Raw genomic sequence first — 25,361 nt, 5'->3', positions numbered from 1 at the left:
CACAGCCCCGCCCGATCGGCGAGGCTATGTGGAGGGATTTGCTTAGTGGCCCGGGAACGGCACCAGACTGTAGCAGTGGACCCCCAGCTTCTCCAGGCGCTGTTCGCCGCCCAGATCGAAGAGATTGATAATGAAAGCGGCATCCTGTACTTCGCCGCCAAGACGGCGGATCAGTTTGACCGTCGCGTCGATGGTTCCGCCGGTCGCCAGCAGATCGTCCACCACCAGCACTTTGTCGCCCGGTTTGATGGCGTCAACGTGGATCTCCAGCTGATCGGTGCCGTACTCCAGCTCATAGCTCTCAGCGATGGTTTCACGCGGCAACTTACGCGGCTTGCGTACCGGAACAAAGCCCACGCCCAGCGCCAGCGCAACCGGTGCGCCGAAAAGGAAGCCACGCGCCTCAGTCCCTACCACTTTGGTAATTCCCGCGTCTTTGTAGCGCTCGGTCAGCAGTTCAATGCTGAGCGCGTAAGCTTTCGGGTCTTCCAGTAAACTGGTGACATCGCGGAAAAGAATGCCAGGTTTTGGATAATCCTCGATACTCTGGATGCTGTTCTTCAGATATTCAAGCTGCTGTGCAGTTGCGGTCATAAGTGTATGCCTGATTGAAACGGTGTTACCCACGGGCGTGCAAAAGGGGCCAAAGAAACATTTGTTTAACCTTTGACCAGGCTTACCCGCGCTCGAAAACGCCAGAATTTACTGGCTGTCAGCAACAATTGCAACAGGCATTATTGCGCATCAGTGCTTTTGTTGCTTTGCGTCAACCACCGGAATGCGCCACATAAAGATCAGCAGACAGGCCAGAATGACCAACAGCATGATGCGCACCCACGCAAGCTTAACCAGCCACAGTGAAATAGCAAAAGTCGCCACGATCATGGCAATGGCGCGCGGTTTGGCGCCGCGGGGCATGGCGCGGTACTGCTGCCAGTGGCGAAGATAGCCGCCGAACCATGAGCGATACAGCAGCCACTGGTGAAAGCGCGGCGATGAGCGGGCAAAGCACCAGGCGGCGAGCAGAATAAACGGCGTCGTCGGCAGCAACGGTAAGAAAACGCCCAGCGTACCCAGCGCTACCGCCAGCCAGCCGATAATGGTTAAAATAACAGGTGGCATAATGCGAATCGTTATCAAACAGATACGGCTACTGTAGCACAGTTGGCTGATGGAAAATGGAGGGGGTGGGTGAAAACAGCTCAACTTTTACAAACGCTGAACAATCAGCTCAGCGAGCTGGCCGCGCTGGTGGCGCCGCTGGCGGAGCACGCGACCCTCAGCCCGCGCTTTGACCGCCAGCTCTTCCACACCCGCAGCACGCTGATGCAGGCCTATCTGGCGGAAGCCCAACACAACTTCAGCCAGCTCCGCCAGGCCGTCGAGCGCCAGCAGCTGCCGCAGGTAGCCTGGATCGCCGAGCGGCTGGCGGCGCAAATCGCCGCGCTGCGTCGCGAAACCGCCACCTGGTCGCTGCGCAGTTGGGACCATGCCTCGCCAACGCTGAGCCGCTGGCAGCGCCGTCGCCTGCAGCATCAGGAGTATGAGCGCCGCCTGCTGGCGATGCGCGACCAACGCCAGCGCCAGCTGACGCAGGTTACCAGCCTTGACGAGCAGCAGCGGCTGGCCAGCGAAGTCGAGGTCTACAGCGGACGGCTGGCGCGCTGTCGACAGGCGCTGGACAAGATTGAAAACGTACTGGCGCGGCTGACGCGCTAACAGGAGAGTCCGATGTCGCTGGAAAAAGCCCCCGATGAGGTCAAACTGGCCGTCGATTTAATCATGTTGCTGGAGTCGCATCAGATCCCGGCGCAAACCGTGCTGGACGCGCTGGAAATTGTCAGGCGGGATTATGCAAACAAGTTAAAAAACGCGGAAAGCGCCTCGCAAACGCCGCAGAAGTAAGATGTTGCCCACGACGACGTGCTGGCAGAGTGCTCCTCTGCGCATGACGCCGATGGAGGCAATATTGATGGAAAAGGTCAGTCAAACCCCGCACGATGCGGTTTTTCGCCAGATGCTGATGCATCAGGCGGTGGCGAAGGATTTCCTGCAGCTGTATCTGCCCGCGCCGTTTCTGGCAATTTGCGAGCTGGATTCACTGCAGCTGGTCTCCGGTAGCTTTGTTGAAGAGGACCTGCGCGCCAGCTATTCCGATATCCTTTACTCACTGCGCACCCGCCACGGACCGGGCTATGTTTACGCGCTGATTGAGCACCAGAGTACCCCGGACAAGCTGATGGCGTTTCGCCTGCTGCGCTACGCGCTGGCCGCCATGCAGCGTCATCTGGACGCTGGCCACGACACGCTGCCGCTGGTGGTGCCAATTCTGTTTTATCACGGCAAGGTCAGCCCCTGGCCCTGGCCCCGCAACTGGCAACAGCTATTCGCCGAACCGGCGCTGGCGAAGGCGCTCTATAGCGGTGATTTTCCGCTGGTGGACCTCACCGTTATGCCAGATAATCAGATCGTCCGTCATCGGCGTATGGCCATGCTGGAGCTGTTGCAAAAGCATATCCGCCATCGCGATCTGGCCGAGCTGCAGGTGCCGCTGATTGCGCTGATGACGCAAGGCTATCTGACAGAAGCGCAGTTAAATACGCTGCTGCGCTATATGTTGCAGGCGGGTACCACGGAACATCCGGGGGCGCTGATCCGCGCGCTGGCGGCGCAGTCGCCCAGACATAAGGAGCTGATGATGACCATTGCCGAATGGCTGGAAGAGAAAGGCCGTAAACAGGGGCAGCAGGAGGGCGAACAGGAAGCCACTCGCAGCATCGCCGCCAGAATGCTGGCGCGCGGCCTCGAACGTCAAATCGTGCGGGAACTCACCGGGCTTAGCGACGAAGAGCTCGCCGCGCTGACGCCCTGATGCAGCAGGGGCGGCTTTGCGCCGCCCCTTTTCAGTTAAGACGCGACGGAGGGCGCTAAATCGTCACCCTTTCCGTCCCGCTTCACTTCCGTGACCTCGTCGCCCTTTTCATTTCGCAGATGGACTTCCAGCTGGTTAAAGGCAATGTTGATGTCATTCTCCCGGCACAGACGGTCGATGGCGCGGTTGAGCTCATCCACCGTGTAGCTGCGATCGCGCAGTTCACGGACATACAGACGCAGTTCATGATCCAGGGTACTGGCCCCGAAGGTGGTGAAGAAGACCGCTGGCGCTGGCTCCTGCATCACTTTCGGATGATCGTGCGCGACCTTCAGCAGCACCTCCTTCACCTTATCCAGATCGGAACCGTAGGCGACGCCGAGGCGGATCACCACGCGGGTCACGGTGTCGGAGAGCGACCAGTTGATCAAGCGCTCGGTAACGAACGCCTTGTTCGGGATGATCACCTCTTTGCGATCGAAGTCGGTGATGGTGGTGGCGCGAATACGGATTTTGCTTACCGTACCGGAGAAGGTGCCGATAGTCACCGTATCCCCAATGCGCACCGGACGTTCGAACAGAATAATCAGGCCGGAGACGAAGTTACCGAAGATCTCCTGCAGACCAAAACCTAAACCAACCGACAGCGCGGCCGCCAGCCACTGCAGTTTATCCCATGAGACGCCCAGCGACCCGAATACCGTCATCGCCCCGATGGCGATAATCGCATAGTTAAGAATGGTGGTAATGGCGTAGGAAGTCCCCTGGCGCATGTTGAGCCGCGACAGGACCAGCACCTCCAGCAGCCCCGGCAGGTTGCGGATCAGCGCCCAGGCAACCATCGACGCCACAATGGCAAACAGCAGGCTGCCCATCGTGACGCTGCGCACCACGCTGGCCCCTGCCTCGGTGCCGTTGTAATGCCAGAGGGTAATGCTGTCGAGATAGGCGAAAACGGTGATCAAATCCGACCAAATCGCCCAGAACATGACCGCGAACAGCGCGATCATCACCAGCATGGTGATGCGTAACGTCTGCTGGTTGACCTGCTCGAGGGCGATAGTCGGCTCCTCCTGCGGCTCGGCGCCTTCCGCGCCTTCCTTCACCAGATGCTGACGGCGCGCCAGCGCCCGGCGCCAGGCGATGCGCCGCGCCGCCACGCTCAGGCCGCGCAGCACAGTCTGGTACAGCAGGTTCCAGATCATGACCAGATAGACGGTCTCGATCCAGCGTCCCGCCAGGCGCAGCGTGGTGTAGAAGTAGCCGGTCGCCGTTAGCACCATCAGGGCCACCGGAACGATAGACAGCACTGTGATCGTCAGCAGGCGCAGGCTGTGCGACTCTTTATCGCGCCAGCTTTCCCGGCACATCGGCCAGACCAGCACCGCTATCAGCAGTAAGTTGAAGAAAATCACCAGCTGCCCCAGCACGTCGTCCATCAGGTTCAGCGGCGACAGCTCGGAAATCACCGACCAGAAATTCAGCGGCAGCAGCGCCAGGCTGACGCGAACAATCTGCCGCCGCCAATGGCTGGTCAATTGCGCCGGCATATTAAAGTGGCTGACCGCAACGCCGTTCTTTTCCAGCACTTTCCAGCACAGGCCAAACACCAGCCAGAACATCGCCAGCTTTTTACTGTATGCCCACAGTAGAGCACTGATATTGAGCTGCATGGTGAGTAAGATCAGGCCAATCGCCAGAATCACCAGCACCACCGGTAAGGCGCGGATCAGGTCGATAAGGATCGCCTTCGGCGTATGCAGTTGGGTATCATTCCGCAGCTGGCCTACCTGGGAGGCAAGCTTTGCCTGATAATCCTTGAGCCACTGCAAACGCCAGCGGATCAGGCCGGCAATCAGCAGCAGCGGTAATCCGGCAAGAAAAGCGACAAACACCGCTGGCCACGCTTTTTCCCAGTTCACGGTGATTTTCATCGCCTTAAACTGACCTTTCAGCGCTTCCGGGAAGGCCTTAATCCACTCCCAGTCCATCGGTTTATTGCTGTTCACCCAGAAAATTTGCTGGGTCAGAATTTCTTTCAGGCTGCTCGAGACGCTCATCAGCTGCTGCTGGTTGATCTGCAGGTTGATGGCCATCATCAGCTGATTCCCCAGCTGTTTATTGAACTGGTCGAGCAGCTCCCGGCGCATGTCGATCACTTCCAGCAGCGCGGCGTGCACTTCATCGTTTACTTCAGCGCTGTGCCCCTCTTCCAGCTTAGCGACATAGGCATCGCTCTGGAACAGCGCGTCGCGTTTCTGATTCACCTCGAACTGTTCGAGCCGCAGATCGGCAATGCGATTGGTCATATCCTGCAGCTCATCCGCCGACGGCAGCGTCTGCTGCTGCTGGTAGAGAATGCGCGACAGCAGCAGGCTGCCCTTGAGCACGGAAATTTGCTCTTTAATATCCCGCTCAGACTGCAGGGCGCGGTCGAGCCAGTTCTTCACCTGAATATTGCGCTGCACCAGCTGGTTGCCGTTCTCCGTCGCCTGAATCAGCTTCTCGCTCAGCTGGTGGTTGATATCCAGCTCCTGCTTGACCAGCGGGTTGGCCTGAATACGCGCCGTTTCGTCGGGCGTGACCGCCTCCTGGGCGGTTTTCTCAGTCAGCGTCAGCCGCTTGCTGTTCACCGCCTCCTGCAGCAGCTGCAGCTGATGCTCCAGCCGGTTGCTCCAGGCGGTGACGTAGTCACGCTGCTTCTGCAGGGTATCCTGCAGCACCGTATTGCCTTCGAGGCTCTTGCGCTGCTGCTCGATCTGCGCGTTAAGCAACGCCTGCTGGGCCTGCAGCAGCACCTGCTGGGTCGGACGCAGAGTCTCATCCCCCACCGAGGTGCCATTCAGACGATTGCGGATCTGCTGCAGCTGCTGGGAGGCTTTGTACATCGCATTTTGCACGCGTTCCGGCTGCGTTTGCAGGGAAACCAACTGGCTGTTGTAGGTCGCCAGATCGTTTTGCGCATTCTGCAGATCGTCCAGCGTTTGGGTGACGCGTGATTCCAGCTGACGCAGGGAGAGCGTGCTCAGCGTTTTGCGCGTCGCGTCGTCGTTCGGGACATCGCTCAGATTGTTAAGGCTGTCCACCGCCTGGCGCAGCTTCGCCGGGGCTTGCTCGACCTGCTGGCGGAGCTGCGTCGTCTCGCTCTTGATGCGATCGATTTTATCCAGCGTTTCCAGGGTCTGGGTCAAATCCTGCTGGACCAGTTTATCCTGCGGAGTCAGTTCTTTTTGCTTGTTTAATGTATTGAGCTGACTCTGCACCTCCGCCCGGTCAGGGAGGTCCGCGGCGCGGCCCTGAACTGGACTGAAAAGGCCAATAAAACAGAGCAGTATAATGATAAAGATGAACGTGGCGCGTTGCCTGGAGATCGTGTGCAGCATAGTTAATATGAATGAATGCAAATGCCGGAGAATACCGGGGGTCGTCGCAAGCGCGAAGAATAGCACTTCTCATCGCTGGCGAATAGCGGCGGACGGCGCTAAAAATTCACGTCCCCCCGCGCGCGACGTTTACGCTGACAGGTTCTCCGGGCCGCGCAGCGTGGGGCAGAACTGATACATCTCCAGCAGGATGGCAACATAGTCGCGCGCTTCCGCATGCAGGTCGAACGAGTCGGGGGCAAACAGCCAGTTCTCCATCAGGCCGGAAAGATAGCTGCGCATTAAAATCGCCGCTCGCCGGGTGAGTAAATTGGCGGGCAACAGCTTCGCGGCGATGCACTCTTTCAAGGTCTGCTCAATGCGCTCGTAGCTCGCCAGGGATAACTGCCGCTGGGCCTGCTGCACCACGGTCATTTCACCGACGAATTCGCACTTATGGAAGATAATCTCCATCATCAACCGACGGCGCTCCTCTGTCACCGTCGCTTCAAGAACATAGACTAATATCTCCCTGATAACTGAGAGTGGATCGTTAGGGAATTTTGCCCGATACTCAATTTCGAGATCGCTAATACTGGCGTCTGACAGCTCCCAAATTTCGTTGAATAAATCTGATTTATTCTTGAAATGCCAGTAGATAGCCCCCCTCGTTACACCCGCAGCTTTTGCAATTGTTGCCAACGAGGTAGATGATACGCCTTGCTGCGAAAACAGACGCAGAGCAACATCCAGAATCAGTTGCCGGGTTTCACGTGCCTGTTGTTTGGTTTTTCGTGCCATAGGTTAATGACTTTACAGAGGTTACGTTTACATACATTTGTGAATGTATGTACCATAGCACGACCATAATAGAAAGACTGTAGTGGGTTTGTGGTTGTTTGAGCCACTGAACATTTTGAAATTGGACACTCGAGGTTTACATATGAACAAAAACAGAGGGTTAACGCCTCTGGCGGTCGTTCTGATGCTCTCAGGCAGCTTAGCGCTAACAGGATGTGACGATAAACCGGCTCAACAGGGAGCCCAGCACATGCCGGAAGTCGGTATTGTGACGCTCAAATCCGCACCTCTACAAATGACCACCGAACTGCCAGGCCGCACCAGCGCCTATCGCATTGCGGAAGTCCGCCCTCAGGTCAGTGGCATTATTTTGAAACGTAACTTCGTCGAAGGTAGCGATATCCAGGCCGGCGTCTCCCTGTATCAGATCGATCCAGCCACCTATCAGGCCAGCTATGACAGCGCCAAAGGCGACCTGGCAAAAGCCCAGGCGGCGGCAAACATGGATCAACTGACGGTCAAGCGTTATCAGAAACTGTTAGGCACTAAGTATATCAGTCAACAAGACTACGATACCGCCGTCGCAACGGCGCAGCAGAGCAATGCGGCCGTGGTCGCGGCGAAAGCGGCCGTGGAAACCGCGCGCATCAATCTGGCCTACACCAAAGTCACCTCGCCGATCAGCGGCCGCATTGGTAAATCCGCGGTGACCGAAGGGGCGCTGGTGCAGAATGGTCAGTCAACCGCTCTGGCAACCGTTCAGCAGCTGGATCCGATCTATGTTGACGTCACCCAGTCGAGCAATGATTTCCTGCGCCTGAAACAGGAGCTGGCCGATGGCCGTCTGAAACAGGAAAACGGTAAAGCGAAAGTGGAGCTGGTGACTAACGACGGTCTTAAGTATCCGCAGTCCGGCACCCTGGAGTTCTCGGATGTGACCGTCGACCAGACCACCGGCTCTATCACGCTGCGCGCCATTTTCCCCAACCCGGATCACACCCTGTTACCGGGGATGTTTGTCCGCGCGCGTCTGGAAGAAGGGGTTAACCCTGACGCCCTGCTGGTGCCGCAACAGGGCGTGACCCGTACGCCGCGCGGTGACGCCAGCGTCATGGTAGTGGGTGAAGGCGATAAGGTCGAAGTCCGCCAGGTCACTGCTTCTCAAGCGATTGGCGATAAATGGCTGGTCACTGACGGTCTGAAATCCGGCGATCGCGTTATCGTCACCGGCCTGCAAAAAATCAAACCAGGCGTGCAGGTAAAAGCGCAGGAAGTAGCTTCTGATGATAAACAGCAAGCCGCAGGCAACGCGCCATCAGAACAAACCAAGTCTTAACTTAAACAGGAGCCGTTAAGACATGCCTAATTTCTTTATCGATCGCCCCATATTTGCATGGGTGATCGCCATCATCATCATGCTGGCTGGGGGATTATCGATCCTCAAATTGCCGGTGGCGCAATATCCGACGATTGCGCCGCCAGCAATTTCCATTACCGCCATGTACCCCGGTGCTGACGCCGAAACCGTGCAGAACACCGTGACTCAGGTTATCGAACAGAATATGAACGGTATCGATCACCTGATGTACATGTCCTCGAATGGCGACTCCACCGGTACGGCGACCATCACCCTGACCTTCGAATCCGGTACCGATCCGGACATCGCCCAGGTTCAGGTTCAGAACAAGCTGGCCCTGGCCACCCCTCTGCTGCCGCAAGAAGTACAGCAGCAAGGGATCAGCGTTGAGAAAGCGTCCAGCAGCTTCCTGATGGTTGTCGGCGTCATTAACACCAACGGCACCATGAACCAGGACGACATTTCGGACTACGTGGCGGCCAACATGAAGGACCCGATCAGCCGTACCAGCGGCGTCGGCGACGTTCAGCTGTTCGGTTCCCAGTACGCGATGCGTATCTGGATGGATCCGAATAAACTGAATAACTTCCAGCTCACGCCGGTGGACGTGATCAGCGCGCTGAAAGCGCAGAACGCCCAGGTAGCCGCTGGTCAGTTAGGCGGTACGCCGCCGGTGAAAGGCCAGCAGCTCAACGCCTCCATCGTCGCACAGACGCGTCTGACCAATACGGAAGAGTTTGGCAACATTCTGCTGAAGGTGAACCAGGATGGTTCCCAGGTTCGTCTGCGTGATGTCGCCAAAATTGAACTGGGTGGCGAAAGCTATGACGTGGTGGCGAAGTATAACGGCCAGCCTGCGTCCGGTCTGGGTATTAAACTGGCTACCGGCGCGAACGCGCTGGATACCGCCAACGCGATCCGCGCTGAACTGGCGAAGATGGAGCCGTTTTTCCCGTCGGGGATGAAAATCGTTTACCCGTATGACACCACCCCGTTCGTGAAAATCTCTATTCACGAAGTGGTTAAAACGCTGGTGGAAGCGATCATCCTGGTCTTCCTGGTGATGTACCTGTTCCTGCAGAACTTCCGCGCCACCCTGATCCCGACCATCGCGGTGCCGGTGGTCCTGTTAGGGACCTTCGCGGTGCTGGCGGCGTTTGGCTTCTCGATAAACACCCTGACGATGTTCGGGATGGTGCTCGCCATCGGCCTGCTGGTGGATGACGCCATCGTGGTGGTCGAGAACGTCGAGCGCGTCATGGCCGAAGAAGGCCTGCCGCCGAAAGAAGCGACGCGTAAATCGATGGGGCAGATTCAGGGCGCGCTGGTAGGTATCGCCATGGTGCTGTCGGCGGTATTTATCCCGATGGCGTTCTTCGGCGGCTCAACCGGGGCCATCTATCGCCAGTTCTCCATCACCATCGTTTCCGCGATGGCGCTATCGGTACTGGTCGCGCTGATCCTGACGCCGGCGCTGTGCGCCACGATGCTGAAGCCTATTCAGAAAGGCAGCCATGGCGCGACCACGGGTTTCTTCGGCTGGTTTAACCGCATGTTCGATAAGAGCACGCACCATTACACTGACAGCGTAGGCAACATTCTGCGCAGCACCGGTCGTTATCTGGTGCTGTATCTGATCATCGTGGTGGGTATGGCGTGGCTGTTCGTTCGTCTGCCGAGCTCGTTCCTGCCGGACGAAGACCAGGGGGTGTTCCTGAGTATGGCCCAGCTGCCTGCCGGCGCCACCCAGGAGCGCACGCAGAAAGTGCTGGATGAGATGACGAATTACTATCTCACCAAAGAGAAGGACAACGTGGAATCCGTGTTTGCGGTTAACGGCTTCGGCTTCGCCGGCCGCGGCCAGAACACCGGTATCGCGTTCGTCTCGCTGAAAGACTGGAGTCAGCGTCCAGGCGACGAAAACAAAGTTGAAGCGATCACCGGTCGGGCGATGGGCTATTTCTCGCAGATTAAAGACGCGATGGTCTTCGCCTTTAACCTGCCGGCTATCGTTGAACTGGGTACCGCGACCGGCTTTGACTTCCAGCTGATTGACCAGGGCGGCCTGGGACACGAAAAACTGACCCAGGCACGTAACCAGCTGTTTGGCATGGTGGCGCAGCATCCTGACGTGCTGACCGGCGTGCGTCCTAACGGTCTGGAAGATACACCGCAGTTCAAAGTCGATATCGATCAGGAAAAAGCCCAGGCGCTGGGCGTCTCCATCAGCGACATTAACACCACGCTGGGCGCGGCCTGGGGCGGAAGCTATGTCAACGACTTTATCGACCGCGGCCGCGTGAAGAAAGTGTACATCATGTCCGAAGCGAAATACCGTATGCTGCCGGAAGACATCGGCAAGTGGTATGTTCGCGGCAGTGATGGCCAGATGGTGCCGTTCTCCGCCTTCTCCACCTCGCGTTGGGAATACGGTTCGCCGCGTCTGGAACGCTACAACGGTCTGCCATCAATGGAAATTCTTGGCCAGGCAGCGCCAGGCAAGAGTACCGGTGAGGCGATGAGCCTGATGGAAGAGCTGGCGGGTAAACTGCCGTCGGGTATTGGCTACGACTGGACCGGGATGTCTTATCAGGAGCGGCTGTCCGGTAACCAGGCCCCTGCCCTGTATGCCATCTCGCTGATTGTCGTCTTCCTGTGTCTGGCAGCGCTGTATGAGAGCTGGTCGATTCCGTTCTCGGTCATGCTGGTCGTACCGTTGGGTGTGGTCGGCGCGCTGTTAGCCGCCACCTTCCGCGGTTTAACCAATGACGTTTACTTCCAGGTTGGCCTGTTGACCACCATCGGCCTGTCGGCGAAGAACGCGATACTGATCGTTGAATTCGCCAAAGACCTGATGGAGAAAGAGGGCAAAGGGCTGATTGAGGCGACGCTTGAAGCGGTACGTATGCGTCTGCGTCCAATCCTGATGACCTCCCTGGCGTTTATCCTTGGGGTTATGCCGCTGGTTATCAGCTCCGGAGCGGGCTCCGGTGCGCAGAACGCCGTAGGTACAGGCGTAATGGGCGGGATGGTGACCGCGACGATCCTGGCAATCTTCTTCGTGCCGGTGTTCTTTGTGGTGGTGCGACGCCGCTTTAGTAAGAAATCGGAAGATATTGAGCACAGCCATCAGGTTGAGCATCATTAATCTGCACTGATGAACAAAGGGCCGCTACTGCGGCCCTTTTTTTTGATCATTACCCACAGGGCACATATTGCCATTGTTTATTTTTCGCGCTGCATTTAATATATATTGATGTGTTCCCGGCTATATCTATCACGCTGTTTAGCCCTTAGGATCTTCTTACGCTCATTTACCAGGAATAATCCTAATATCATCATCACGGCCGGCGGTTTCTGAACGCGACGACTGCCTGCCTTAAGCCAATGATTGATAAGACATCTCTATTTTTCAGGCTGCGCGCCCGGGTCGGAGAATTTAATTCGTCTATTTTTAAGATAATTTCTCTCTGATAATTGTAATTTTTCGTAATAGCACGATGAAATCTGTTGGAGAGTGGATTATAGTTAAATCAGCAGGATTACTCAGTTAGTGTCAGGTCAGTTAGTCGTGTTCATCCCACAACGGTGTTTGTTAGTCGTCGTTTAAACCACTCAAAAGGGGATGCGTTATGGACGAATACTCGCCAAAAAGACATGATATCGCACAACTACGCTTTCTCTGCGAAACGCTGTATCATGACTGCCTTGCAAACCTGGAAGAGAGCAACCATGGCTGGGTCAACGACCCGACATCGGCTGTCAATCTCCAGTTAAATGAACTGATCGAGCACATTGCCACATTCGCCCTTAATTATAAAATTAAGTACGCTGAGGATAATAAGCTGATCGCTCAGGTTGACGAATATCTGGACGATACATTTACGTTGTTCAGTAACTACGGCATTAACTCTACGGATTTGCAAAAGTGGAAAAAATCCGGTAATCGGTTATTTCGTTGTTTTGTCAACGCCAGCCGGGAAAATCCGGCCAGTCTTTCGTGTTAGGATTATTACAATCAAAAGGTGGAATTATGTCTGATAAGCCATTAACTAAAACAGACTATTTGATGCGCTTACGCCGTTGCCAGACAATTGACACGCTGGAGCGCGTCATTGAAAAAAACAAATATGAACTTTCTGATAATGAGCTGGCGGTATTTTACTCAGCCGCCGATCATCGTCTGGCTGAACTGACCATGAATAAGCTGTACGATAAGATCCCGACGTCCGTCTGGAAATTTATCCGCTAATTACCGCGCCCGACGCGATCTGCTGACCGGGCGGTAATCGCCAGCCTCAGCAGGGTATCTTTGTGATAGTCATCACATCATTTAGCCAACAGCAAACCTGTAATCGGTTTCTTTTTTATACTGCTGCGGCCATCTAACGTCAGGTATAAGGAAGACCAATGAGTGAAGAAAAACGCAAAATGATCGCCGGTGAGCTCTATTTATCTGGCGACCCAACGCTACGCGCCGATCGCCTGCGCGCCAGACAGCTGCTGCACCGTTATAATCATTCCGCCCCGGATGCGCAGGAAGAACGTCAGCGTATTCTCGCCGAGCTGCTCGGTCGCGCTGGCGATGCGTATATCGAGCCAAGCTTTCGCTGCGACTACGGCTACAATATCTTTCTCGGCGCCGGTTTTTACGCCAATTTTGACTGCGTGATGCTGGACGTCTGTCCTATCCATATTGGCGATAACTGCATGCTGGCCCCGGGCGTCCATATCTATACCGCCACCCATCCGCTGGATGCGGAGGCCCGAAACAGCGGCCAGGAATATGGCAAACCGGTGACCATTGGCCACAATGTGTGGATTGGCGGTCGGGCGGTGATCAATCCCGGGGTGACCATTGGCGATAATGCGGTCATCGCGTCCGGAGCGGTGGTCACTAAAGACGTCCCCGCCAGTACCGTTGTCGGCGGCAACCCGGCGCAGATCATCAAGCGCCTTCCGCCGCCAAATGCGTAACTGTTATGCTTTTCTGTAACCGATCTGTTACTTTCTCCGCAGAATACTGCAACATAAAATAGCCTTCAGGCTGAGCCTGCCACGCCCGAACCACCGGGCGCACGGGGCAGGCTTATTGCAGAATTCGGGGACCAAGATGACAGAAATACAACGCCTGCTAACTCACACCATTGACGAACTGAACGTGCAGGAAAAACGCGATAATCGCCCGCGTTTTAGCATCAGTTTTATCCGTAACCATCCGGGCCTGTTTGTTGCCATGTATGCCGCGTTTCTGGCGACGCTGGTGGTGATGCTGCGCTCTGAAACACTGGTGGATTCGGTCTGGTTGTTGGTGGTGCTGTTCATCCTGTTCAACGCTTTTTTCTTCTTTGACGTCTATCCACGCTATCGTTACGAAGATATCGATGTCCTCGACTTTCGCGTGTGTTACAACGGCGAATGGTACAACACCCGCTTTGTCCCCCGACAGCTGATCGACCGTATTATGCAGTCGCCGGACGTCGATAGCGAGCAGAAGGCGCAGCTTAAAAAAATGGTCGACACCAAAGGCGATCTCTCCTTTTACGATGTCTTTACGCTGACCCGAGCCGGTACTGCGCAATAAGACGATTCAGCGTCCGCAGCGCCAGCGGATAGCGGGAAGCAGAAGTATTGCCATACCCCAGCACCAGCCCGCTCCGCCCCCGCCGCGGGTCGAGATAGAAATGACTTAGCGCAGCGGGCGCCAGCTGAAACTGACGCGCCTGCTGCGCTATCGCGCGATCGTCGATTCCCTCGATGGCCAGCGTCAGATGGAGCCCCCCTTCCCCACCAAGGACTTCGCACGGCACGGTGATCTCTTGCGCCAGCGCCTCGCGCAGCAGCTGCTGACGTTTGCGGTACAGACGACGCATCGCCGCCAGATGACGCGCATAGTGCCCCTTCTCGATAAAGCTGGCCAGCGCCCGCTGTTCAGCGCGGTGCCCTCCGCGCAGCAGCGCGCCAATGGCCTCCTGAGCGGCATCCGCCAGCGCGGGCGGCATTACCATAAAACCGATACGCAGCGCCGGAAAAAGGGTTTTGCTGAAGGTGCCGAGATAGACCACCGGGGCATCCGGGACCATTCCCAGCATCGCCGGGATCGGCTCTCCGCTGTGGCGAAACTCGCTGTCGTAGTCATCCTCCACAATCCACGCGCCGTGCCGATGGGCATACTCCACCAGCGCCAGACGCCGAGCGGCGCTCATAACGCTCCCAAGGGGATACTGATGAGAGGGAGAGGTGAAAATCAGCCGGGGTGGCTCTGCCGCGCCGTTGGCCATACACATCCCTTCATGATCGACGGCCATCCCACAGACCTGCAGCCCCGCCCGCTGGAAACCACTCCTGGCGCCCAGGTATCCCGGCTCTTCCTGCCACACGGTGTCGCCCGGGTTGGTCAACAGCGAGGCGCATAAGTTGACCCCTTCCAGCGCCCCCTCGGTGATGACGATCTACCGGATATCGCACTGAATACCCCGGGAGAGCGCCAGATGGCGAGCGATCGCCTCCCGCAGTTGAGGATCGCCCGCGGCCTCACCGTAACCCAGCAGCATGCTGCCCTCGTCGCGCAATGCTTTATCCATTAACCGCCGCCACAGCGGCAGCGGGAAATAGTTCACCGCCGGCATGCCAGGGGTAAACGGCAGCGCCGGCGAGTCACGGCGCATAGCGGCTGGCAGCCCCTGCAGCCGCTCAGACAGCACAACGGGTGGCGCGTTTACCTCCTGCCGGCGGCTGGCGGCGAGCGGCACAACCTGCGTCCCCTGACGGCTTCGCGTCAGGTATCCTTCCAGCGTCAGCTGCTCCAGTGCGGCATTCACCGTATTGCGCGACAGATGCAGTCGACCGGCAATCACGCGCGATCCTGGCAAACGGCAGCTGGCCGCCAGGGTTCCCTGCAGGATGGCATGGCGCAAAGTGTGGTAAAGGGCGCGCTGCAGGGTTTCGTCCGTTCGCTGCCGCATCCCCTGCGTCACCAATCCATAAAACGCATCGTCCGGTATGTTCATGTCACCTCCTCGTGGATCCATAAGAACATACTCTGGTGGCACTTTTTATGGAACCAGCCAGCGCGTACGCTGCCTGTACATCCCCAGTAAGGAAACCGCAATGTGTGAATACAATCAGTTTGGACAGGCGCTCGGCGCCGCGCTGCCCGACTGGCAACCCCGCCCCTGGCCAACGCGGCAGGTACTGCAGGGCAGCCGCTGTCGGCTCGAACCGCTCACCCTCGCCCACGCCAGCGATCTGTTTGCTGCCCACCAGCTGGCGCCCGACGCCCGCAGCTGGACGTGGCTGCTGCGCGAACCGGAAACCAGTCTGGCTGAATTTAGCACCTGGGTGGCGCAGGTTTCGACGCTGACCGATCCTATCCATTTCGCCGTCGTTGACCAGCAGCGCGGGACGGCGGTCGGGTCGCTGGCGTTAATGCGCATCGATGCCAACCACGGCGTGGTCGAGGTGGGGCATGTCCATTTCTCTCCGTTGCTGAGCCGAACGGCTATGGCCACCGAAGCGCACTGGCTGTTGATGCAGTATGTTTTCGGGACGCTCGGCTACCGTCGCTATGAATGGAAATGCAATAGCCTCAATACGCCGTCAGGCCGGGCGGCAAGGCGACTGGGATTTCAGTACGAAGGACGTTTTCGTCAGGCGCTGGTGAGCAAAGGACACAACCGGGACACGGACTGGTTTTCAGTGATTGATGGCGAATGGCCGCAGCTGGATAGCGCCATGCGCCAATGGCTGGCCGCCGACAATTTTACCGCCGACGGCCAGCAGCGCCGTCCCCTGGAAAGCTTCCGTTAACGACGTTTTTTGCGCCCCTGCACCGCTTTAAAGCGGGGGTTGCTCTTACAGATCACGTACAGCCGCCCTTTGCGTTTGACCAGCTGGCAATCCGGGTGGCGCTGTTTAGCGCTGCGTAATGAGTTAACGACCTGCATCATGCCTTCCTTTTTGCATCAATAAAGCCGCCGAAGCGCTGGCGGAAACGGGCCGCGCTACCCTCGCTGGCGAACGTTTTTTGTTTACCGGTGTAGTAAGGATGCGATTTCGATGAGACATCGATCGTCACATACGGATACGTCTCACCGTCGAGCTCAATCACGCGTTCGGTGCGGATGGTTGAGCCAACTTTAAAATATTCATTGGCGCTGGTGTCGTGAAACACCACCGTGCGATAGGGAGGATGGATATGGGCTTTCATGATGACCTCGTCATTATGTTATAACATAACAATTAAGTTACGCCGTTCCACGACAAAGATCAACCATGGTTATATCAGGGGTAATAACAAAGAGGCGAGTTTCCTCGCCTTTGGCTTCAGGGCGCCAGACGGTGAGCGATTGCGCGAAGTTGCTCCGCGATGGCCTGCAGATCTTTCCCCTGCTCGACTCTGGCGCCGCTGGAATGGCGAATCACCAGGCGCGCCGGCAGGATGGATGAGGTATGCGCCGCGCCGCTGGTACTGGCGAGGATCCGCCGCACCGCCTCTTTACCCTGCAGGTCGAGGTCCAGCGATACCGTACTCAATGCCGGATAGAAAAAGGAGCTTTCGTAGGTATCGTCATAGCCAATCACCGATTTCTCTCCCGGCACCGCCACCTGATGCTGATGGAAGGCGCTGAGCACCCCCAGCGCCATTTGGTCATTGCCCACCAGCACAGCGCTGAAGTTCGGCGTTTCACGCAGCATCTGCAGCGCGCCGGCGTAGCCGCTTTGCGCATCCCAGTTGCCGTGCAGGACGGTCACCGGCTTCAGGCCGTAGCCATCCAGGGTCTCCAGCCAGCTTTTCAGCCGCAGTTTGGCCGATACGGAGCTGTCCGGCCCCGCCAGCAGCGCGATCTCCCGATGCCCCATCTCGTAGAGATATTTGACGCTGGCCCGGGTGCCGTCCGCCGGGTTAAACGAAACGTTAAACACGGAACTGTAGGGATCAACATCGAGAAACAGGCAGACGATATCATCGTTGTCAGCGGCGATTTTCTGCGCCTGTTCGGTCTCCAGCGGCACGTTGATAATGACCTTATCCACCCGCTGAGACTTCAGCTCATTGATGGAATCCTGGATGCTTTGGTTGACGCTCTCATCGATCATCGAAATCAGGACCTGGTAACCTTCCAGATTGGCATAGCGTTTTACCGCCGCCGCTACCTGGGAGGGGGCATGCCAGGCCAGCGAAATCGTCACCAGCCCCACCGTCTGGCTCTCCTTCCCCACCAGCTGCTGCGCCAGCCGGTTGGGCACATAGCGTAGAGCCTCTATCGATTTCTCCACCTTGCGGCGCGTCGCTTCGGATACATTGGCAGATTTGTTGAGTACCCTGGACACGGTCTGGTAAGAGACACCCGCATGACGTGCGACGTCTTCCAGAGTAGCGCTTTTAGACTTCATGGTCCGGTTCCTTATGTTGTTATCCCATGATTGTAACAGGGGCCATTTGAAAAAACGCTCACCGCCACTTCTCATCGCAAAATTAGACCACAAAAAGTATTACGTTCACAACCAGGTTAATTGTGAATCACCTCACTCATCACAACAAAAACCAGCGTTATTATTTGCACTTAGTCACACAATAATCATATCTCGTTTGCCTGAAGTTACATTTAGGCATTTTATGACATCAGTTATGTGAACGTAATACAAAACAATAAGAGGATAGAGATGAATACGACACTGCGCGCCCTTTCCACAGCATTAGCCGCTGCGCTAATCACCCCTTCCGCCTTTGCGGCTACCGCTGCGATCCCGACCGTTGATTTTCATGGCTATTTGCGCGCCGGGGTTGGGGTCTCCGGCGACGGTAGCGAAGCGGAATGGCAAAAGAACAAGCTAGGCCGGTTGGGGAACGAATCGGATACCTATGGCGAACTGGAATTGGGCTCCGAGGTCTACAAAAAAGATGATGTCAGTTTCTATCTCGACAGCATGGTCAGCATGGTCTCCGATGGCTCTAACGATAATGAAACCACGCTGAACGATGACGCGCAGTTCGGCTTACGTCAGCTGAATCTGCAGATCAAAGGGCTGATCCCGGGCGATCCGAATGCGGTGATCTGGGGCGGCAAACGTTACTATCAGCGTCACGATCTGCACATCATCGATACCAAATACTGGAACATTTCCGGCTCCGGGGCCGGGGTGGAAAACTACACCCTTGGCCCGGGCGCCGTCTCGCTGGCGTGGATCCGCGGCGATGCCAACGACGTTGACTATCGCGTCGATGGCGACAGCAACGTCAATATCAACTATATCGATTTACGCTATGCGGGATGGAAGCCGTGGTCCGGGTCGTGGACCGAATTCGGCATCGACTACGCCATGCCGAACACCACCAAAAAACAGGACAGCTACGGCGGGCTGTACGATGCCGAAAATGGCGTGATGCTAACCGGTGAAATCAGTCAGGATATGCTGGGCGGCTATAACAAAACCGTGCTGCAGTATGCCAACAAAGGGCTGGCGCAGAATATGGTCTCCCAGGGCGGCGGCTGGTACGATATGTGGAACTACGTGAATGACGCCACCGGCTATCGCGTGATTAACACCGGTCTGATCCCCATTACCGAGAAGTTCTCCATCAACCACGTTCTGACCTGGGGCTCGGCGGATGATATTACCGACTACACCGACAAAACGCGGATGCTGTCGCTGGTCGCCCGCGGGCAGTATCAGTTCACCGACTACGTGCGCCTGATTGGCGAAGTCGGCGGTTTCTATCAGAAAGACAGCTACAACAATGGCACCAGTTACAAACAGGCCGGTGAGAAATATACCATTGCGCTGGGTCTGGCGGACGGGCCGGACTTTATGTCACGTCCGGAATTACGTATTTTCGCGTCGTATCTGAATGATTCCGAAGATGGTAAACCATTTGAAGACCAGACGGCGAATAATACCTGGAATTTCGGCGTGCAGGTTGAAGCCTGGTGGTAATATCGCTCTGGTAAGAAAAATACGTTATTGATATCTCCAACGCTAAGGTCATTAATTACCCTCCGGTAATCATTATTGCCACTGCTGTCTTTGTCTTATTTTCGGGATAACCTGTTTTCAGGTTATCCCATTTTATTTATTTCCGCGCGGCAAAATGGTCATCCAGCAATTGACGTAGCGCATCGGACTGCTTACCGAAAATAGCATGAACCTGCTGACCAAGAATAATGACGCCCAGCGCGCCCTGCTGCTGTAATGCGTCAGAGTCCACGGCCGCCAGATGACGAACCGTTACCCGCAGACGGGTAATACAGGCGTCCACTTGGGTAATATTCGCTTCACCGCCGAAGGCCTGAATCAGCGCCTCGATTTGCTGTTTTTCCGCTTCGCTTAACGGCTGTGCCGGACGCGCAGGCGAGAAATAGTGCAGGAAAGATTTTAAACTCACCATCATAAACTCCAGGGTAATAGATAAAAAAAAGCCTGCTCGTCAGAGCAGGCGTGGAGAAAAAGGATTACGCGTGGCGACGGAGAATACGGCAATCCCATGCTGACAGGGTCAGCGGGTCCGACACCGCCGCGTCGGTCAGGCAATCCCGATACCCTGGCGGCAGGCTCAGGGTATGGCTTTGCGCGCTGTAGTTCTGCAGGAAGACAAACGTACTCTCACCGTCGGTGCGCGCGGTGGCCACCACTCCGGGCGGTAAATCCGCCGCGATCGCCCGCGGCAGCGCCAGCTCCTTGCTCAGGGCGGCAAAAAAGTCGCGCTGGAAGGCCAAATCGTTGCGGGAGGCCACATGCCAGGCTTTACCTTTCCCGAAGCCGTTCACCGTCACCGCTGGCCTTCCGGCATAAAAATCATCCCGGTAGGTGGCCAGCGTCTGCGCGCTTTCGGTATGGATCAGTTCACAGAGATGGCGCACCTGATAGGGGCCCTGAAGACCGCACTGATTCCCGGCCAGGCCCTGCACCAGATTAAACTCGCCGTCATTCAGACAGTCGATCTCTTCCGCCCAGATGCCCAGAAGATTGCGCAGCGGGCCCGGGAAGCCGCCGAGATAGCAGAGATCGGACTCGTTGACAATGCCGGTCCAGTAGGTAGTCACCAGATGGCCGCCGCTGGCGACGAACGCCTCCGCCCGCCCGGCAAAGCCGTCGCGCACCATGTATAACATCGGGGCAATCACCAGCCGGTACGGCGTTAAATCAGCGTCGGCGTCAATCACATCGACGGCGATGCCCTGCTCCCAGAACGGACGGTAGTGCTCATTGACCGTCTTCTCATACTCCATACCCAGATTGCGCGGCCCCTGGGCGTCATCAAGCGCCCAGCGGTTCTGCTGGTCGAAGATAATCGCCACTTTCGCCTCGGTGCGACACCCCCTCACCGCCGGCAGCTTGCTGAGGATCTCGCCGAGCTGGCTGACTTCACGGCCAATGCGGGTATCAATATGCCCAACGTGGTCGACCACCGCGCCGTGGAATTTCTCAACCGAACCACGGCTCTTGCGCCACTGGAAATACTGCACCGAGTCGGCGCCATGCGCCACCGCCTGCAGCGAAGAGAGAATATGCATCCCCGGTTTCTTCAGTTTGCTGGTCGGCTGCCAGTTGGTGGCGCCCGGCGTGGACTCCATCAGCACAAACGGCTGGCCGCCCTTCAGGCTGCGCATCATGTCGTGATACATCGCGGTATAGCAGGCCAGCGCGGTTTCGTCTTTGTCGCGGTGCCACATCGGATAGCTGTCCCAGGAGATAAAGTCCAGCACCTCCGCCAGCTGCCAGTAGTCGTAATCGTAAAAATACTCCATAAAGTTGGTGGTCACCGGCAGGGCGGCATTCGCCGCCTTCAGCGGGGTGATTTCATGGCGGCAGAAATCGGTCACCTGGGCGGTATTAAAGCGATGCCAGTCCAGATTCAGGCCGTGGATCGACACCTCGCCCTGCGGCGCAGGCGATTCAATCTGCGACCAGTCGCTGTAGGTATGGCTCCAGAAAGTGCTCCACCAGGCCTGGTTGAGATTCTCCAGGGTCTGGTACCGCGCCTTCAGCCAGTCGCGAAAGCGAGTCTGGCAACGCTCGCAATGACATTCGCCGCCATATTCATTGGAAATATGCCAGCCCAGCACCGCCGGGTGCGCAGAATAGCGCTCCGCCAACAGGGTATTGATTTTAAGGGTCTTCTCACGATACACCGGCGATGACATACAGTGGTTGTGACGGCCGCCGTGCAGGGCTGGCACCCGATCGCGCCCCACCCGCAGAACCTGTGGATAGCGCTGTGACATCCACGCCGGACGCGCGCCGCTCGGCGTGGCCAGAAAAACATGAATGCCGGCGGCATACAGTTTATCGAGGATAGTATCCAGCCAGGCGAAATCAAATACCCCTTCGCGCGGCTCAAGTTTCGCCCAGCTAAATATTCCCACCGACATCACATTACATTTTGCCTGCTGCATCATGGCAATGTCTTTATCAATAATATCGGGGTCATTCTCCCATTGTTCCGGGTTATAATCTGCGCCATGCAGCAGCGTATTAACCTTTGGATGTAAAGGTGCAAATTTATTCATAATAAACTTCCTGAAAAGAACGACAAAAAATTAATTAAATACTTTTACCGACGGCAATACTTTTCCCTGGCAATCAAATAGCGCCTGATTTTCACGCGCATTGCCCTCTTTCCATTCGTCATGGATATATTTCATCCCCGCCGGGGTGGCCCAGGTATTTCCCGGAACGGCAATCCACGTGGGCTCCCAGTAAAAAATCCCTTTGCCGCGCTGGTCGGGAACATCGATGACAGCCTGCATCAGATCGTGGATATAGCGATATTGTCCCTGCACGCTGGCGGGATATCCCCCGTCCTTTTCCTCTTTGGCCTGGAAACTATTTTCCGCGTTATCGCAATTGGCCAGGGTATAGGCATAGGCCGCCTCGACGACAATAACGTCTTTGTTATAGCGTTTGCTGATGTCATCCATATTGGCCTTCATGGCGCTGATCGGCCCGTTCCAGTAGGTGTACATCGACAAACCGATCACGTCATACGGCACATGGCGTTTCTCTATTTCGTCAAACCACCAGCGGAAGGTATCGTTTTTGGTCCCTTCAGCCAGATGCAGCATGATTTTCACCTGCTCGCCGTTGTGCAGGTTCGCCTTCAGGCCATCAATGGCCGCGTTCAGCAGACCAGCCAGCCGGTCGAACTCTCCGCCCCCCTGCCCCCAGCTTTTCCCTTCCGGCCACAGCATACCGCCATTGATCTCATTGCCGATCTGCACCATATCCGGCAGGACGCCCGCCTGCTTAAAGCGGGCGATGGTATCCCGGGTATAGTCATGAATCGCCGTTTTCAGCTGCGGGTAATCCATCTTTTCCCAGGCCTTCGGTTTGAACTGCTTGCCGGGATCGGTCCAGAAATCGCTGTAATGAAAGTCGAGCAGCAGCTTCATTCCCTGGGCTTTCGCGCGTTTCGCCAGCGCCAGGGTCGTGACCAGATCGTTATTCCCACCGCCATAGCCCTCGCCGCTTGCCGATTGCGGATCCACCCACAGGCGGAGGCGAACATAGTTGACGCCGTTCTCTTTCAGAATGGCGATCGGATCCTTACGCTGGTTATTCTGGTCGTAGAAGGTCGCCCCGTGCTTTTCAGCATCCAGCAGCGTGGAGATATCCGCGCCTTTAATAAAGTCCGCCGGCATGCCCTGAAAGGCGCGGGTTTCAAGCGCGTCCGCCGCCAGCGAAGGGGGGGAAAAACTGCATGCCAGACAAACCGCAAGCCATGCGGGTGTAAATCTTTTCATGTGCTTATCCTTTAGTACTGCCCGAGGTCAGGCCGGAGACGAAGTATTTTTGTAACGCCAGATAGAGGATCGCGACCGGCACGGCAATCAGCACCGCCCCCGCCGCGTAGGTGGTGTAGCTGGCCCCCATTTTTTGCGCCACCAGGTTATACAGACCGATAGGCAGGGTGTATTTATCCGGGGTACGCAGGATGGTGCTGGAGAGGATGAAATCCCCCAGCGGGCCGGTGAAGGAGAACAGCGCCACCACCGCGAGGATCGGCCTCGACAACGGCATGATGATCTCGATAAAGATGCGAAAGCTGCTGGCGCCGTCCATGCGGGCGGACTCATCCAGATCTTTGGGGATCGCGTCGAGATACCCCTTCATCAGCCAGGTGTTCATCGGGATCATTCCCCCGACGTAGATCAGCACCAGCGCCAGATGGCTGTTAATCAGGCCAAGCAGTTGCGACAGCACAAAGATGGCAATCAGCGCGGAAAACTGCGGGATCATCTGCAGCAGCAGGAACAGCATCAGCCCGTTCTGCCGCCCTTTAAAGCGGAAGCGGGAGAAGGCGTAGGCGGTAAAGCTGACGCTAATCAGGGTCAGCACCATGGTCAGGAAGCTGATTTTCATCGAGTTCCAGTACCAGGTAAGGTAATTCACATTGCCATTGAACAGATCGGCATAGTGCTGGAACGACAGATTTTCCGGAATGATCGAGGTACTCAGCAGGCTATTGCCGGCGTTCAGCGACGCCCCGACGGTCCAGACCAGCGGATAGATAATCACCACCGAGACCAGGATAACCACCAGCCAGGTGAGAGAGAGTCGGATCCACTTTTCGCGTTTAATACTGGGTGATTGAGCCATGTTGCTTCCCTTACGCCATGTCGTCATTTTTGAAGGATTTGGTGGCGCGGAACTGCCACAGCGCCAGGCCGACGACGAAGATCGACAGCAGGATAGTGATGGTCGCCGCGATGGCGTACTGCGACGAGGACATCGTCAGCTTATAGATCCACGACACCAGAATATCCGTCCCGCCGGCGTTAGATCCCGCCACCGCAGGGCCGCCGTTGTTAAACAGATAAATGATGTTGAAATTATTAAAGTTGAAGGTGTACTGGGTGATGATGATCGGCGCGATCGCGTACAGCACCAGCGGCAGGGTGATGGTGCGTAGGCGGGTAAAGGCGCTGGCGCCGTCCATCGTCGCCGCTTCATACAGATCGTCCGGGATCGCCTGCAGCACGCCGGTGGTCATGGCAAAGACAAACGGGAAGCCAAGCCAGGTCTGCATCATGATCAGCGCGGTTTTGGTCCAGAACGGGTCGGTCAGCCATGCCTTTGGACTGATGCCGAAGAATGACAGGATCGCGTTGTTAATCACCCCGAAGGAGTCATTGAACATCCCGGCAAAGACGAGGATGGTGACAAACCCCGGCACCGCCCACGGCAAAATAAAGATAGTGCGGATCAGCGGCTTAAAGCGCAGATCTTTTTGGTTCACCAGAATCGCCAACAGCACGCCCACCGTACACTGCAGGGTGGTCGCCAGCAGCGTCCACACCACGGTCCACTGCAGCACATCCAGGAAGGTGGAGCGCCAGATGGAGAGGGTGAAAATATTGACGAAGTTTTTCAGGCCCACCCAGTCCACCAGCTTCGCCGGCGGCGTGTGGTACAAGTTATAGTTGGTGAAGGCGATGGCGAAACCAAACAGAATGGGAAAGATCACCACAAAGACCAGCAGAATAAAGCCTGGCGTGATCATCAGGTACGGGAAGCCATCGCTCAGCAGCATCTGGTACTGCTTACGAACGCTGTTCAGCGCGACCCCCTCATCGCGTTTTTTGCCGTTCAGCCACGCGTCCCGCAGCGAGAGAAAATAGATCAGCACGCCAAAAGCGACGATCAGCACGCTGATAATCCCCTCCGCTAACAGGAAGATAGAGTTATCCCGGGGCACCTCTTCACCCAGGGTATAGAGCCCCCACAGCCCCTCGCGCAGGAAATCATAAAAAATACCCAGAAAGCTGCTCAACAACACCAGGAAGACCAGCCCCTTCAGCCACTGGCGATGATAAAACTGGCCGAAACCCGGCACGATTGCCAGCAGCAGGCCGCACCACGCATGGCGCCCGGGCCCGCGCGCGTCGCTAAAATTTTCGCTGGAATGGATGCTCACACTCGACTCCTTCTACAAACGGGAGGTCCCCCTCCCGCTCGGTGACTTCAC

The 25,361-nt window shown here is 56.6% G+C and carries 24 protein-coding genes and 1 pseudogene; 11 read left to right on the top strand and 14 right to left on the bottom strand.

Annotated features, from left to right (window positions below):
* Nucleotides 1–42: 42 nt before the first annotated feature.
* The gene (gene apt, locus MKR05_RS15155; protein ID WP_023288650.1) at nt 43–594 is read right to left on the bottom strand and encodes an adenine phosphoribosyltransferase; all 552 of its coding nucleotides are present in this window, start codon (nt 592–594) and stop codon (nt 43–45) included.
* Nucleotides 595–744: 150 nt separating this feature from the next.
* Nucleotides 745–1,122, bottom strand: coding sequence for a DUF454 family protein (locus MKR05_RS15150; protein WP_087824766.1), 378 nt, complete (start codon nt 1,120–1,122; stop codon nt 745–747).
* Between the two features lie 69 nt (nt 1,123–1,191).
* Between MKR05_RS15150 and priC the strand changes: the two genes are divergently transcribed.
* The 3 genes from priC (at nt 1,192) to MKR05_RS15135 (ending at nt 2,872) form a co-directional block, all read left to right on the top strand.
* Complete coding sequence (gene priC / locus MKR05_RS15145) at nt 1,192–1,719, top strand: primosomal replication protein N'' (protein WP_065812397.1); 528 nt, start codon at nt 1,192–1,194, stop codon at nt 1,717–1,719.
* Between the two features lie 12 nt (nt 1,720–1,731).
* Nucleotides 1,732–1,905, top strand: coding sequence for a pleiotropic regulatory protein RsmS (rsmS, locus tag MKR05_RS15140; protein ID WP_044521303.1), 174 nt, complete (start codon nt 1,732–1,734; stop codon nt 1,903–1,905).
* 67 nt (nt 1,906–1,972) lie between these two features.
* Entirely contained in the window at nt 1,973–2,872 is a 900-nt protein-coding gene (locus tag MKR05_RS15135) for an Rpn family recombination-promoting nuclease/putative transposase (RefSeq protein ID WP_032454012.1), read from the top strand.
* Between the two features lie 35 nt (nt 2,873–2,907).
* Here the strand turns inward: MKR05_RS15135 and mscK are convergent, their stop codons facing one another.
* Together mscK and acrR are read right to left on the bottom strand one after the other, a co-directional pair.
* Nucleotides 2,908–6,255 (bottom strand): mechanosensitive channel MscK, encoded by a 3,348-nt coding sequence (gene mscK / locus MKR05_RS15130; RefSeq protein WP_044521298.1) that lies wholly within the window; start codon nt 6,253–6,255, stop codon nt 2,908–2,910.
* Nucleotides 6,256–6,384: 129 nt separating this feature from the next.
* Nucleotides 6,385–7,035: a multidrug efflux transporter transcriptional repressor AcrR gene (gene acrR / locus MKR05_RS15125; RefSeq protein WP_023288646.1), complete on the bottom strand. Its 651-nt coding sequence runs from the start codon at nt 7,033–7,035 to the stop codon at nt 6,385–6,387.
* A 142-nt stretch (nt 7,036–7,177) separates the two neighbouring features.
* On the opposite strand from acrR, the gene acrA reads away from it, so the two are divergent.
* The 5 genes from acrA (at nt 7,178) to maa (ending at nt 13,369) form a co-directional block, all read left to right on the top strand.
* Nucleotides 7,178–8,371: a multidrug efflux RND transporter periplasmic adaptor subunit AcrA gene (gene acrA, locus MKR05_RS15120; RefSeq protein ID WP_023288645.1), complete on the top strand. Its 1,194-nt coding sequence runs from the start codon at nt 7,178–7,180 to the stop codon at nt 8,369–8,371.
* 22 nt (nt 8,372–8,393) lie between these two features.
* Nucleotides 8,394–11,540 (top strand): multidrug efflux RND transporter permease subunit AcrB, encoded by a 3,147-nt coding sequence (gene acrB / locus MKR05_RS15115; protein ID WP_023288644.1) that lies wholly within the window; start codon nt 8,394–8,396, stop codon nt 11,538–11,540.
* Between the two features lie 484 nt (nt 11,541–12,024).
* Entirely contained in the window at nt 12,025–12,399 is a 375-nt protein-coding gene (gene tomB / locus MKR05_RS15110) for an Hha toxicity modulator TomB (RefSeq protein WP_002892066.1), read from the top strand.
* A 26-nt stretch (nt 12,400–12,425) separates the two neighbouring features.
* Nucleotides 12,426–12,644 (top strand): HHA domain-containing protein, encoded by a 219-nt coding sequence (locus MKR05_RS15105; RefSeq protein ID WP_002892050.1) that lies wholly within the window; start codon nt 12,426–12,428, stop codon nt 12,642–12,644.
* Nucleotides 12,645–12,802: 158 nt separating this feature from the next.
* On the top strand, nt 12,803–13,369 hold the full coding sequence (gene maa, locus MKR05_RS15100; protein WP_023288643.1) for a maltose O-acetyltransferase: 567 nt from the start codon (nt 12,803–12,805) through the stop codon (nt 13,367–13,369).
* On the opposite strand, the gene MKR05_RS15095 is transcribed toward maa, so the two are convergent.
* Nucleotides 13,341–13,472, bottom strand: coding sequence for a hypothetical protein (locus tag MKR05_RS15095; protein ID WP_162543094.1), 132 nt, complete (start codon nt 13,470–13,472; stop codon nt 13,341–13,343). The genes maa and MKR05_RS15095 overlap by 29 nt on opposite strands.
* Before the next feature lie 33 nt (nt 13,473–13,505).
* On the opposite strand from MKR05_RS15095, the gene MKR05_RS15090 reads away from it, so the two are divergent.
* Nucleotides 13,506–13,976 (top strand): YlaC family protein, encoded by a 471-nt coding sequence (locus tag MKR05_RS15090; RefSeq protein WP_064155186.1) that lies wholly within the window; start codon nt 13,506–13,508, stop codon nt 13,974–13,976.
* Here MKR05_RS15090 and MKR05_RS15085 read toward each other — a convergent pair.
* Nucleotides 13,945–15,402, bottom strand: a pseudogene (locus tag MKR05_RS15085) (PLP-dependent aminotransferase family protein). The gene MKR05_RS15090 and the pseudogene MKR05_RS15085 sit on opposite strands and share 32 nt — an antisense overlap.
* Nucleotides 15,403–15,502: 100 nt before the next feature.
* On the opposite strand from MKR05_RS15085, the gene MKR05_RS15080 reads away from it, so the two are divergent.
* Nucleotides 15,503–16,201: a GNAT family N-acetyltransferase gene (locus MKR05_RS15080; protein WP_117128677.1), complete on the top strand. Its 699-nt coding sequence runs from the start codon at nt 15,503–15,505 to the stop codon at nt 16,199–16,201.
* Here the strand turns inward: MKR05_RS15080 and ykgO are convergent.
* From ykgO to MKR05_RS15065, 3 genes are all read right to left on the bottom strand, one after another.
* A complete protein-coding gene (gene ykgO, locus MKR05_RS15075) occupies nt 16,198–16,338 on the bottom strand; it encodes a type B 50S ribosomal protein L36 (protein ID WP_002892018.1) in 141 nt (46 codons plus the stop codon). The genes MKR05_RS15080 and ykgO overlap by 4 nt on opposite strands.
* On the bottom strand, nt 16,338–16,601 hold the full coding sequence (locus tag MKR05_RS15070) for a type B 50S ribosomal protein L31 (protein ID WP_004204754.1): 264 nt from the start codon (nt 16,599–16,601) through the stop codon (nt 16,338–16,340). Before MKR05_RS15070 ends, ykgO begins: the two co-directional genes overlap by 1 nt.
* Nucleotides 16,602–16,717: 116 nt before the next feature.
* A complete protein-coding gene (locus MKR05_RS15065) occupies nt 16,718–17,788 on the bottom strand; it encodes a LacI family DNA-binding transcriptional regulator (protein ID WP_023288639.1) in 1,071 nt (356 codons plus the stop codon).
* A gap of 270 nt (nt 17,789–18,058) precedes the next feature.
* Here MKR05_RS15065 and MKR05_RS15060 point away from each other — a divergent pair, with 270 nt between their 5' ends.
* Nucleotides 18,059–19,330, top strand: a complete 1,272-nt coding sequence (locus tag MKR05_RS15060) for a maltoporin (protein ID WP_023288638.1) — start codon at nt 18,059–18,061, stop codon at nt 19,328–19,330.
* A 136-nt stretch (nt 19,331–19,466) separates the two neighbouring features.
* Here MKR05_RS15060 and MKR05_RS15055 read toward each other — a convergent pair whose 3' ends face one another.
* The 5 genes from MKR05_RS15055 to MKR05_RS15035 form a co-directional block, all read right to left on the bottom strand.
* Entirely contained in the window at nt 19,467–19,781 is a 315-nt protein-coding gene (locus MKR05_RS15055; RefSeq protein ID WP_023288637.1) for a glucose PTS transporter subunit EIIB, read from the bottom strand.
* Nucleotides 19,782–19,845: 64 nt separating this feature from the next.
* Nucleotides 19,846–21,903: a beta-galactosidase gene (locus tag MKR05_RS15050; RefSeq protein WP_131096093.1), complete on the bottom strand. Its 2,058-nt coding sequence runs from the start codon at nt 21,901–21,903 to the stop codon at nt 19,846–19,848.
* Between the two features lie 30 nt (nt 21,904–21,933).
* Nucleotides 21,934–23,136, bottom strand: coding sequence for an arabinogalactan endo-beta-1,4-galactanase (locus tag MKR05_RS15045; RefSeq protein ID WP_044521284.1), 1,203 nt, complete (start codon nt 23,134–23,136; stop codon nt 21,934–21,936).
* 4 nt (nt 23,137–23,140) lie between these two features.
* Nucleotides 23,141–23,992: a sugar ABC transporter permease gene (locus MKR05_RS15040; protein WP_004204761.1), complete on the bottom strand. Its 852-nt coding sequence runs from the start codon at nt 23,990–23,992 to the stop codon at nt 23,141–23,143.
* Between the two features lie 10 nt (nt 23,993–24,002).
* Nucleotides 24,003–25,310 (bottom strand): carbohydrate ABC transporter permease, encoded by a 1,308-nt coding sequence (locus MKR05_RS15035; RefSeq protein ID WP_017898898.1) that lies wholly within the window; start codon nt 25,308–25,310, stop codon nt 24,003–24,005.
* Between the last annotated feature and the right edge of the window lie 51 nt (nt 25,311–25,361).

The organism is Klebsiella sp. K5-204 (genome assembly GCF_030128585.1).
GTDB classification, from domain to species: domain Bacteria; phylum Pseudomonadota; class Gammaproteobacteria; order Enterobacterales; family Enterobacteriaceae; genus Klebsiella; species Klebsiella quasipneumoniae.
Note: the sequence above shows the minus strand (reverse complement) of the source record. Positions and strands in the feature narration are given on the sequence as shown.